Here is an 11433-nt window from a genome sequence, read left to right as displayed (position 1 = left end):
AGTTTTCGAAGAATTCTTCAACAACTTCAACCACTTGCGCTTCAGATCTCTCGTCAGCGGGAGGCGAATTCTACAGCGTTACACGCTGCTGTCAACACCTCTTTTTCAACTTCTTTCTGGCTTCGATGAACTGAAGCACCTGCTGCCGAAACCTGCATAACTCATTGAATCTCAAGGAGTTTTCCGTTTCGACTGCGCCGGAAGTGGGGCGAATTATAGACATCTGAAATCTGCCGTCAACCCCTAATTCAGGTTTTCTATCAACGCACGCAAAAAGCCTGCTTATATATAGACGCCAATGCGCCGAATGCGCAGTATATTGCCCAACAATCAATAAAATGCCTGTTCTGACCTTGGACGATGCCTCGCAATGACTGACCAACCTCGCACTCTTGCCTCAACGCTGTTCCCGGTTGGCCTGCTATTAATAGCCATGGCATCGATCCAGTCCGGCGCTTCCCTGGCGAAAAGCATGTTCCCGGTGATCGGCGCACAGGGGACAACCACGTTGCGGCTGATCTTCGCCAGCGTGATCATGCTGTTGCTGCTGCGCCCATGGCGAGCCAGGCTCACCGCCAAGTCGCTGCGCACAGTGATCGTTTACGGCATGGCCCTGGGCGGCATGAACTTTCTCTTCTATATGTCTTTGCGTACGGTACCGCTGGGCATTGCTGTCGCCCTCGAATTCACCGGCCCGCTGGCCGTTGCTATTTATGCCTCCCGCCGAGCCATCGACTTTCTATGGATAGCCCTGGCCGCAGCGGGCCTGTTGCTTCTTATACCTACAGGTGCGACAACCGCGGGAATCGACCTGGTCGGGGCCGGGTATGCATTGGGAGCAGGTGTTTGCTGGGCGCTCTATATTCTGTTCGGCCAGAAAGCCGGCGCTGACAACGGCGTCACGACCGCCGCATTGGGCGTCATGATCGCAGCGCTGTTCGTTGCGCCCATCGGCATCGTCCACGCCGGTGCCGCACTGCTGACACCTTCGTTGATCCCGATCGCCATTGGCGTCGCCATCCTGTCCACCGCCCTGCCCTACACACTGGAAATGGTCGCCCTCACTCGCCTGCCCGCACGAACCTTCGGCACACTGATGAGTATCGAACCCGCGTTCGGCGCCTTGTCCGGTCTGTTGTTTCTGCAGGAATACCTCACGCTGTCACAATGGATGGCGATTCTGTGCATTATTCTGGCGTCCGTTGGAGCCACGCTGACCATGGGCAGTAGCGCCAAGCCTGCGATTGCGGCAGATTGAAACGGGATTTGACGAAGGTCTGGCAATTGGCGTTGATTTAGGCCATGTTTAAGCGTCTAACTCAGTGCCAGATATGGATTTTTTCGGACAGGGATTTCAGAACGCTTCAAGCGCGATCGAATGCAGGCAGACCCGAACGTCAGACTCGAGGCTGCCATAAGGACGGTAATGAAACGAATTTTGATAGTGATCGCCATACTGGCAGTAGCAGGTTGTGCGGCGACCTCGGAAACTCAGGTAAAACGCGGAAAAAAAGGGTTGCACATCAACTGCTCGGGGCTCTCGTCCTCCTGGGACAAGTGTTATGCCAGCGCTGCCAATTCCTGCGCGCCAAAGGGCTACAAGGTGATCGCCAAATCGGGTGACGCCGTGGAAGAACCCGGCGACTACCCGTTTGGCCTCAACCCTGCCGGCTATACCAGCCGCAGCATGATCGTCATCTGCAAATAGATCAGTGCGGCTGGGCGATCTGACGACCAATCTCTTCATGGCTGGACGTAAGCACCGCTCGCTGCATGTCCGGCGTGGCCAGCATGCGTGCGACGACCAGTGCACCAACACACTGGGACAGGACCGACCACGCCAGGCTGTCATTCTCAAGTATCTGCGCCCAACTCTGCTGCAGTCGACAGATCCACAGCTCGGCTTGCTCTCGCACTTGCAGGTCAGACCGGGCAATTTCTGCGCCCAACGCCGGCAACGCACACCCCGCCTCAGGCTGTTCGACATGGGCCATGCTCAGATAGTGTTTGAGGCAACGCTCCAGGCGCTGGCGATCCTGCACGCCCTGCCCACCCAAGCGTTCCAGACTCTGACCCAACTCCCGCTCGACAATGGCCGTGAACAGCGCGTCCTTTGACGAAAAATGGCTGTAGAACGCCGCGCCACTCAGACCGATCGCCTTCATCAAACCATCCACACCAACGGTGGAAAAACCGGATCGCTTGGCCGACAAAGCACTGCTTTCGAGCAACTTCTCGCGGGTTTCCAGCTTGTGACTGGCGGAGTAACGCATGTGTTTGGCCTCGACATTGACTCGCTTGACGTTGTCGAAATCCTAGCATAACGTTCGTTCACTTAACGATCGTTTACTAAAGGGATCTGCCCATGAATAACAAGAAGGTCGTATTGGTTGTCGGCGCTGGCGACGCCACGGGCGGGGCGATTGCAAAGCGCTTTGCCAAAGAAGACTTCATCGCCTGCGTCACGCGGCGCAGCGCCGACAAGTTACAGCCGCTGGTGGAGGCCATTCAGGCCGACGGCGGCGAAGCGCATGGATTCGCCTGCGACGCGCGCAAAGAAGAAGACGTTATCGCGTTGATCGAAGACATCGAAACCCGCGTCGGCCCGATTGAAGCGTTTGTCTTCAACATTGGCGCCAACGTGCCCTGCAGTATTCTCGAAGAAACCGCGCGCAAATATTTCAAGATCTGGGAAATGGCCTGTTTCTCGGGTTTCCTCAATGCACGTGAAGTGGCCAAGCGCATGGTCGCCCGTCAGCGCGGCACGATTCTATTCACCGGCGCCACCGCCGGGCTTCGCGGTGCCTCCGGGTTCGCCGCGTTTGCCGGTGCCAAACACGGGATTCGCGCCTTGGCACAAAGCATGGCGCGAGAGCTGGGCCCAATGAACATCCACGTCGCCCACGTGGTGGTCGACGGCGCCATCGATACCGACTTCATTCGCAACAGTTTTCCCGAGAAGTACGCCACCAAGGATCAGGACGGTATTCTCAATCCTGAACACATCGCCGAAAACTATTGGTATCTGCACAGCCAGCCACGTGACGCCTGGACGTTCGAACTGGACCTGCGTCCATGGAATGAACGCTGGTAAGCCCTCCCCCTGCATAACAATAAAGAGAGTGCAGCAATAATGACAAAAACCGTGGAGTTCTATTTCGACCTCGGCAGCCCTGCCACGTATCTGGCCTACACCCAACTGCCGAAAATCTGCGCACAGACCGGCAGCGAGTTGATCTACATTCCGATGCTGCTGGGGGGCGTGTTCAAAGCGACCGGCAACGCATCACCGGCGATGATTCCGGCCAAGGGCCGCTACATGTTTGAGGATCTGGACCGCTACGCCAAGCGGTATGACGTACCGCTCACGTTCAATCCGCACTTCCCGATCAACACGTTGATGTTGATGCGCGCGGTCACCGGCATTCAATTGCATCGTCCAGAACGCTTTCAGGCCTTTATCGATTGCCTGTTCACTGCCCTTTGGGTTGAAGGACGCAGCCTGGATGAACCCGAGACAGTCGCGGCAGTATTGACTGAACAAGGTTTTGACCCGCAGACCGTACTGGCATTGGCCAATGACGAATCAGTCAAAGCCGTGCTCAAGGAAAATACCGAAACAGCGGTTAAACGTGGCGTGTTCGGCGCTCCCAGCATGTTTGTCGGCCAGCAGTTGTTCTTTGGTCAGGATCGACTCGACTTCGTCGAACAGGCATTGCGCCAGAGCTAGAACGAAGCCACGACCCGGGCGCTGGCAACAGCGCCCGGGCGACAATCGCTTAAATAGCGGCAGTGCGGGTATTCAGCCACTCCAGCGCTGCGCCGTTGAGCAATGGACTCAAACGCTCACGCACTTGCGCGTGGTAGGCATTGAACCACTGCTTCTCCTCCTGACTCAGCAACGCCGGCAACAGGCACCGCGTGTCGATCGGGCAGAGGGTCAAGGTTTCAAACTTGAGGAAATCGCCAAACTCGCTGCTACCGGCCTCGCGATTCATCGCCAGGTTCTCGATGCGCACACCCCAACGCCCAGGGCGATAGGTGCCCGGTTCGATCGAAGTGATCATCCCCGGCTGCATGGCGGTCTGCGGTGCCGGCGCTGCTTGATAGGCGATGACCTGCGGGCCCTCGTGAACATTGAGGAAATAGCCAACGCCGTGACCGGTGCCGTGACCGTAATCGACGTTATCCGCCCAGATCGGCGCTCGCGCGATGGCATCCAGTAGCGGCGACAGAATGCCTTTCGGGAAATGCGCTCGCGACAGGGCAATCACGCCCTTCAACACCCGAGTGCAATCGCGTTTCTGCTCTTCGGTCGGCGTACCGACCGGCACCATCCGCGTGATGTCGGTAGTGCCGCCGAGGTATTGGCCACCCGAGTCGATCAACAGCAGGCCATCGCCTTCGATCACCGCGTGTTCTTCTTCAGTGGCGTGATAGTGCGGCATCGCGCCGTTGGCGTTGAACGCAGCGATGGTGTTGAAACTCAACGACACATAATCCGGACGACGCTCACGCGCTGCGGTGAGTTTTTCGTCGATGGTCAGCTCGGTGATGCGTTCGCGCCCCCAGGCCGATTCCAGCCAGGCGAAGAATTCGCACAGCGCCGCACCATCCTGCTCCATCGCCTGACGGATGTGCTGAGCATCCGCTTCACTTTTTTGCGACTTGGCCAAGGTGGTCGGGTTCAGACCTTCGACCAGCGTTACTTCACTGTCGAGATTATCCAGCAGGCCACGGGTGACCCGCGCCGGATCCACCAGCAAGCTCTCGCCACTCGGTACCGCACGCAAGGCCTCTGCGACTTCGCTGTAATCACGCAGCGTCACGCCATCCTTCTCCAGCACCGCGCGCAAATCTTCATCAACCTTGCTCAACGCCACGAACAAAGTCGCTTGCTGTTGATTGATCAGCGCAAACGAAACAAATACCGGGTTGAACGACACATCACCGCCGCGCAAGTTGAACAGCCAGGCGATGTCGTCCAGGGTCGCGATGAAATGCCAATCAGCGCCGCGTTCCTGCAAGGTTTTGCGCAAGCTGGCGAGTTTTTCGCCACGGCTGACCGTCGCTTGCGGCGGCTGATGCTGATAGATCGCTGCGTTCGGCAGGCTCGGGCGATCACTCCAGACTTCATTCAGCAGATCGATGTCGGTACGCAAACGAGCGCCCCGCGCTTCCAGTTTGCTGCTCAACGTGCGGGCCGATGCCACGGCCATCACCGCACCGTCCACCGCGACCACGCCACCTTCTGGCGTCTGTTCGGCCAGCCAGTCCAGCGGGCTCGGTTGGCCCGGTTGCAACTTGACCAGTTCGATGCCGCTGCCGTTGAGCTCCTTGGTTGCCTGTTCCCAGTAACGACTGTCGGCCCAGACCCCGGCGAAATCGTCAGTGACAATCAACGTGCCGACCGAACCGTGGAAACCCGACAGCCACTGCCGGCCCTGCCAGTAACCCGGCAAATATTCCGACAAATGCGGGTCGGCGGACGGCACCAACAACGCATGAATACCTTCACGGCGCATCAGTTCACGGGTGCGCGCCAGGCGCTGGGGCACCGATCCTTCGGTCAAGGTCTGGGTACTCATCATGTCTCCTGCTAATCACTTATTCGTTATTGTTCGTAGCCGTCAGGACGGCTGGTTAAAGCCCTGTCGCCCAGAATGCCGGAGCACTGGCGCAGGCGCTCTTGATCAGTTCGCAAGCCTTGTCGATGTCCTCGGCAGTGGTGAAACGGCCGAGACTCAGGCGAATGGTGCGCCCGGCCAGATGCGCGTCGTGGCCGAGTGCCAACAGCACGTGGGAAGGCGCGTTGCTCGCCGAGTTGCAGGCCGAGGTCGCGGAAAACGCGATCGAATGACTCAACGCGGCGCTGTTGAATTCGCCCTCGCTGAAAGTCAGGCTCAAGGTGTGCGGAATGCGCTGGCTGGCGCTGCCATTCAGGCGCACACCCGGCAGGCTCGACAGTTGTTCGAGCAAGCGATCGCGCAACGCGACGATCGAAGCTTTTTCCTCATTGAACGCAGCAGCCGCCAAGGCAAACGCCGAACCCATTCCTGCAATCTGATGAGTTGCCAGCGTCCCGGAGCGCAATCCACCTTCGTGACCGCCGCCGTGAATCTGCGCCTGCAAACGCTGTTGCGCCCGCGGGCCGACGTACAACGCGCCAATACCTTTGGGGCCGTAGAGTTTGTGCGCCGAAAACGACATCAGGTCGACCGGCAACTGCACCAGATCAATGGCCACTTTGCCGGCACCTTGCGCCGCATCGACATGAAACAGCGCCTCGCGGCTGCGCACCACCTCGCCAATCGCCTGAATGTCGTTGAGCGTACCGAGTTCGTTGTTAACCAGCATCAGTGACACCAGAAAGGTGTCCTCGCGCATCGCTTCGCTGACCGCCTGCGGCGTGATCAGCCCGTCGGCGTCCGGCACCAGATAGGTCACGGCGATGCCGCCGTCCTGCAACTGGCGGGCGGTATCGAGGATGGCCTTGTGTTCAATCTGGCTGGTAATGATGTGGCCGCCGGGCACACCGCGTGCCTGCGCTACACCCTTGAGGGCGAGGTTATTGGACTCGGTTGCACCGGAGGTCCAGACAATCTGCTTGGCATTCGCGCCGACCAGCTCGGCGACTTGCCGGCGGGCCTGCTCGACCGTGTGCCGGGCCTGCTGGCCGAAGGCGTGGGAGCTGGAGGCCGGGTTGCCGAAGTTACCGTGAAACCCCAGACATTCGATCATCACCTGGATGACCCGCTCGTCCACCGGGGTGGTGGCGGCGTAATCGAAATACAACGGACGTGTGTTCATAAAAGACTCGCAGAGCGTGTTCCGGGATCAGGAGGCTCGTGTCTGCAAACGGCACCGCGCAGCCTTGTGAGCTGCGCGTCGGTTCGAGAGCGTCATCAATACCTGATCGGATGCCGTTAAAGAAGAACAACTTCATTTAAAAGTGCGTAGGAACGCTCCTGAAGTCGAGCTTAACAGGCATCGGCCCGGCGGTTGAAGCAATGCATCAGCTAAAGCTTTCGAGAAGTAACGGATACAGCGAAATCACCAACAACACCGCCATGCCCCAGTTGAACACGCGCAACCAGCGCGGCTCCTTCAGGACATTGCGCAGCAAGGTGCCGCAGGCTGCCCAGAGGCCGACACTCGGCAGGTTGATGATGGCGAACACCGCGGCGATCACCAGCACATTGGTGAAATAACCCTGCATTGGCGTGTAAGTGCTGATAGCACCGATGGCCATGATCCACGCTTTCGGATTGACCCACTGAAACGCCGCAGCGCCGAGATAGCTGATCGGTTTCGCTTCGCCCTGCGCGCTGTCGCCGACCGGCCCCGAGTGGGCGATTTTCCACGCCAGATACAACAGATACGCCGCGCCGACGTAACGCAGCACCGTGTAAAGCATCGGATAATTCTGGAACACCGCACCGAGGCCGAAACCCACCGCCACAACCAATACGAAGAAGCCGCAGGTGATCCCGAGCATATGCGGAATGGTTCGGTTAAAGCCGAAGTTCACCCCAGATGCCAGCAACATGGTGTTGTTGGGCCCCGGTGTGATCGAGGTGACGAGGGCGAACAGGGCAAAGCCCAGCAACAAATCAAGCGAAAGGGTCATGGCAGACAATCCATCAGGGTCATTCAGGTGTTGACCCTATCCCACGCCGCCCGGCAAACCCACGGACAGTTGGGTAAAACTTCTGGCAGTACAGTTTGTTATCAGCTTGGGCGACCGTGCAGCTGTACGGCACGCTCAGCGCTCATTTCAGCTTTTTTGTCGAACTGTGTCTGACCGAGCAATCGGGCTTTTTTGGCGTGGTATTCGTCGAACGACAGACCGCTACGGTTCAACGTCTCCATCGCCAGCTCCTGGGATTCTTCGGCGGTATAGGGCCGCAGTTCCGGGGAAACATGACCGGCACAACCGGCGAGTACGGAAACAGCGAGCATCAGCGAAACAGTCAGTAAATGATTCATGGGAGCGTCCTGGCGAGCAGTGTGGGTCGATGGAGAAAGGCTACGCCCGGGCACGCTCGCGCAGAAATCAACGCTTTCGATAGTGGCTATCAGGTTTTCCGCGGCCGCTTTTTTTATATTCTCTAAAGATATATAAATATCCAATAACAATATTTTACGGAATAACAGCAAGCCTTTATAACTCCCTCTCATGCGCTCATCACTGTTGCTCCAGCAACTGTTGCCCAGGCAACAGTGGTTCAACAAAGCATCCTTAAATCTGCACAGCTGCTCCCCCGCGCAATGCGCAAAGCCCCGTAAACCGGGCCCCACAGGAATTGGTACAGCGCTTGCTCAAGCCTGGTGACTTACTCACTGCTCGCTGAGCAACTGTTGAAAAAGGAACTGATCATGTCGCGTCCCCTGAAAGTCGTCGCTGTGTCCGGCGGTACCTGGCGTCCATCCCGTACGCTGGTGCTGACCCAAGCCCTGCTGTCCGAACTGGGCGGACATTTACCGATCGAGAGCCACCTGATCGAACTCGGCGACATCGCCCGTGCGCTGGGCGGCGCCCTCTCGCGTCAGGAACTGAGCGCTGAGGTCGAGGCCGAGTTGCAAGCCATCGAACAGGCCGATTTGCTGATCGTCGCCGCACCGGTTTATCGCGGTTCCTATCCGGGCCTGCTCAAGCACTTGTTCGACCTGATCGACCTCAATGCCTTGATCGACACCCCGGTGCTACTCGCCGCCACCGGTGGCAGCGAACGCCATGCGCTGGTGCTCGATCACCAGTTGCGACCGCTGTTGAGTTTCTTCCAGGCGATGACGTTGCCGATTGGCGTGTACGCCACCGAAGCCGATTTTGCTGATTACCAAATCACTAGCGAAGCGCTGAAAGCGCGCATCCGTCTGGCCGCTGAGCGCGCCGCGCCGCTGTTCGCCAGCCAGATCAAACCGTTGCTGAAGATCGCTTAAGGAGCTGTTCATGGATGTTTTCTGGTTCTTGCCGACCCACGGCGACGGTCACTACCTGGGCACCACCCAAGGCGCGCGCCCGGTCACCCTCAATTATCTGAAACAAGTGGCGCAGGCCGCCGACAGCCTCGGTTATCACGGTGTGCTGATTCCCACCGGACGCTCCTGCGAAGACTCGTGGGTGATTGCCTCAGCGCTGGTGCCTTTGACGGAACGCTTGCGGTACCTGGTGGCGATTCGTCCGGGGATTATTTCGCCGACGGTTTCGGCGCGTATGGCTGCGACGCTGGACCGATTGTCCAACGGCCGCTTGTTGATCAACGTCGTGACCGGTGGCGATCCGGATGAAAACCGTGGCGACGGCAGCTTCCTCAGCCACAGCGAACGCTACGAAGTCACCGATGAATTCCTGAAAATCTGGCGCCGCGTATTGCAGGGCGAATCGGTGGATTTCGAGGGTAAACACCTGAAAGTGCAGAACGCCAAAGCGCTCTACCCGCCCGTGCAGAAGCCTTATCCGCCGCTGTACTTCGGCGGCTCGTCTGACGCTGCGCATGACTTGGCGGCCGAACAGGTCGATGTCTATCTGACCTGGGGTGAGCCACCGGCCGCCGTCGCGGAAAAACTCGCCGACGTGCGCGAGCGCGCGGCACGGCACGGGCGCACGGTGAAATTCGGCATTCGCCTGCACGTGATCGTGCGTGAGACCGCCGAAGAGGCGTGGAAAGCCGCCGACAAATTGATCGAGCACATTAGCGACGAAACCATCGAGGCCGCACAAAAGTCGTTCTCGCGATTTGATTCCGAAGGCCAGCGGCGCATGGCCGCGTTGCACGATGGCCGCCGCGACAACCTCGAAATCGCCCCCAACCTGTGGGCCGGAGTCGGGCTGGTGCGCGGCGGTGCCGGCACCGCACTGGTCGGCGATCCGCAACAAGTGGCGGCGCGGATCAAGGAGTACGCGGACCTGGGCATCGAAAGCTTCATTTTCTCCGGCTACCCGCACCTCGAAGAGGCTTACCGCTTTGCCGAACTGGTGTTCCCGCTGCTGCCCGAACCGTACGCAAGCCTGGCCGGGCGCGGTGTGACCAACCTGACCGGACCGTTCGGCGAAATGATCGCCAACGATGTACTCCCCACAAAAGCCACGGCATAAACAAATCCCCTGTAGGAGCTGCCGCAGGCTGCGATCTTTTGATCTGTTTTTAAAAAAATCAAAGGCAAAAGATCGCAGCCTGCGGCAGCTCCTACAGGGGGTGTTTGAATTCAGGAGTGTTGGTGTGACTGCCAAACCGCAAAGTACGTTGCTATCCCCGTTGCAAACCGCCCGCCAACTGGCCGCCGAGTTTGCCCTCACCGCTGTCGAACGCGACGAACGCGGTGGCACGCCGAAAGCCGAGCGCGATGCCCTGCGCGACAGCGGCCTGCTGGCCCTGAGCATACCCACCCGCTACGGCGGCCTCGGCGCGAGCTGGAGCGAAACCCTGCAAATCGTCCGCGAGTTCGCCAAGGTCGACAGCTCGATCGCCCACGTCTTCGGTTTTCACCACCTGATGCTCGCCACCGTGCGCCTGTTTTCGCGGTCGGAACAATGGCAGCCGTGGTTCGAACAGACCGCCCGCCAGAATTGGTTCTGGGGTAACGCGCTCAACCCGCTGGACACCCGCACGGTGGTCAAGGATCTCGGTGGCTGGCGCGAGTTTTCCGGCAAGAAGAGTTTCTGCTCCGGCGCCAGCGACTCGCAGATGCTGATCGCCTCGGCGGTCGATGAAAGCGCCGGCGGCAAGTTGCTGATCGCGGCAATTCCCAGTGGCCGCAGCGGCATCACCCTGCACAACGACTGGAACAACATCGGCCAGCGCCAGACCGACAGCGGCAGTGCAACCTTTGAACGGGTGCGGGTCGAAGAGTCGGAATTGCTTCTCGACCCCGGCCCGTTGAGCACGCCGTTCGCCTGCCTGCGACCGCTGATTGCGCAGCTGACATTCACCCATATGTTCCTCGGGATTGCCGAAGGCGCCTTCGAAGAAGCGCGCCAATACACCCTCAGTGAAACCCGCCTCTGGCACAAATCCTCGGCGCGCAGCGTGCGTGAAGACCCTTACGTGCTCGCGCATTACGGCGAATTCTGGGTCGCCCTTGAAGGCATTCGCTTATTGGTCGAACGCGCGGCGACGCTGCTCGACGAGGCCTGGGCCAAAGGCCCGAACCTCAGCGCCGAGGAGCGCGGCCAGGTCGCCACGGCGATCGCCACCGCCAAAGTCGCCGCCAGCCGTCAGGGCCTGGACATCTGTAGCCGACTGTTCGAAGTGACTGGCGCGCGCTCGACCCACGCCTCGCTGCGCCTCGACCGGCACTGGCGCAACCTGCGCACGCAAACCCTGCACGATCCGCTGGATTACAAACTCCATGAGCTGGGCGACTGGGCGCTGAACCAGTCGCTGCCGGTGCCGACGTTCTATTCCTGATTCTTTCCTTTGTGGAGCGAGC

12 protein-coding genes are annotated in these 11433 nt (G+C 59.2%); 7 read left to right on the top strand and 5 right to left on the bottom strand.

Annotation, left to right across the window (positions count from 1 at the left end; genetic code table 11):
* Window positions 1-370 precede the first annotated feature (370 nt).
* Together rhtA and EJA70_RS21565 are read left to right on the top strand one after the other, a co-directional pair.
* Window positions 371-1258: a threonine/homoserine exporter RhtA gene (rhtA, locus tag EJA70_RS21570; protein WP_158833366.1), complete on the top strand. Its 888-nt coding sequence runs from the start codon at window positions 371-373 to the stop codon at window positions 1256-1258.
* Window positions 1259-1426: 168 nt separating this feature from the next.
* Complete coding sequence (locus tag EJA70_RS21565) at window positions 1427-1708, top strand: hypothetical protein (protein WP_158833364.1); 282 nt, start codon at window positions 1427-1429, stop codon at window positions 1706-1708.
* 1 nt (window position 1709) lies between these two features.
* Here the strand turns inward: EJA70_RS21565 and EJA70_RS21560 are convergent, their stop codons facing one another.
* Window positions 1710-2273 (bottom strand): TetR/AcrR family transcriptional regulator, encoded by a 564-nt coding sequence (locus EJA70_RS21560; protein ID WP_158833361.1) that lies wholly within the window; start codon window positions 2271-2273, stop codon window positions 1710-1712.
* Window positions 2274-2365: 92 nt separating this feature from the next.
* Between EJA70_RS21560 and EJA70_RS21555 the strand changes: the two genes are divergently transcribed.
* A complete protein-coding gene (locus tag EJA70_RS21555; RefSeq protein WP_158833359.1) occupies window positions 2366-3094 on the top strand; it encodes an SDR family oxidoreductase in 729 nt (242 codons plus the stop codon).
* A gap of 39 nt (window positions 3095-3133) precedes the next feature.
* A complete protein-coding gene (locus EJA70_RS21550; protein ID WP_158833357.1) occupies window positions 3134-3730 on the top strand; it encodes a 2-hydroxychromene-2-carboxylate isomerase in 597 nt (198 codons plus the stop codon).
* A 49-nt stretch (window positions 3731-3779) separates the two neighbouring features.
* Here the strand turns inward: EJA70_RS21550 and EJA70_RS21545 are convergent, their stop codons facing one another.
* From EJA70_RS21545 to EJA70_RS21530, 4 genes are all read right to left on the bottom strand, one after another.
* The gene (locus EJA70_RS21545; protein ID WP_158833355.1) at window positions 3780-5588 is read right to left on the bottom strand and encodes an aminopeptidase P family protein; all 1809 of its coding nucleotides are present in this window, start codon (window positions 5586-5588) and stop codon (window positions 3780-3782) included.
* 55 nt (window positions 5589-5643) lie between these two features.
* Window positions 5644-6810 (bottom strand): aminotransferase class V-fold PLP-dependent enzyme, encoded by a 1167-nt coding sequence (locus tag EJA70_RS21540; protein WP_158833353.1) that lies wholly within the window; start codon window positions 6808-6810, stop codon window positions 5644-5646.
* A 205-nt stretch (window positions 6811-7015) separates the two neighbouring features.
* The gene (locus EJA70_RS21535) at window positions 7016-7630 is read right to left on the bottom strand and encodes a LysE family translocator (protein WP_158833351.1); all 615 of its coding nucleotides are present in this window, start codon (window positions 7628-7630) and stop codon (window positions 7016-7018) included.
* 101 nt (window positions 7631-7731) lie between these two features.
* Entirely contained in the window at window positions 7732-7989 is a 258-nt protein-coding gene (locus EJA70_RS21530) for a hypothetical protein (RefSeq protein ID WP_158833349.1), read from the bottom strand.
* Between the two features lie 390 nt (window positions 7990-8379).
* Between EJA70_RS21530 and msuE the strand changes: the two genes are divergently transcribed.
* The 3 genes from msuE (at window position 8380) to EJA70_RS21515 (ending at window position 11411) form a co-directional block, all read left to right on the top strand.
* A complete protein-coding gene (gene msuE / locus EJA70_RS21525) occupies window positions 8380-8943 on the top strand; it encodes an FMN reductase (protein WP_008079345.1) in 564 nt (187 codons plus the stop codon).
* A 10-nt stretch (window positions 8944-8953) separates the two neighbouring features.
* On the top strand, window positions 8954-10099 hold the full coding sequence (ssuD, locus tag EJA70_RS21520) for an FMNH2-dependent alkanesulfonate monooxygenase (protein ID WP_008079343.1): 1146 nt from the start codon (window positions 8954-8956) through the stop codon (window positions 10097-10099).
* Window positions 10100-10223: 124 nt separating this feature from the next.
* Window positions 10224-11411: an acyl-CoA dehydrogenase family protein gene (locus tag EJA70_RS21515; protein ID WP_158833347.1), complete on the top strand. Its 1188-nt coding sequence runs from the start codon at window positions 10224-10226 to the stop codon at window positions 11409-11411.
* The last annotated feature ends 22 nt before the right edge of the window (window positions 11412-11433 follow it).

Source organism: Pseudomonas sp. PB103, assembly GCF_009764635.1.
Lineage (GTDB): Bacteria > Pseudomonadota > Gammaproteobacteria > Pseudomonadales > Pseudomonadaceae > Aquipseudomonas.
The sequence above is the reverse complement of the archived record's forward strand: the minus strand, read 5'-3'. Positions and strand labels throughout refer to the sequence as shown.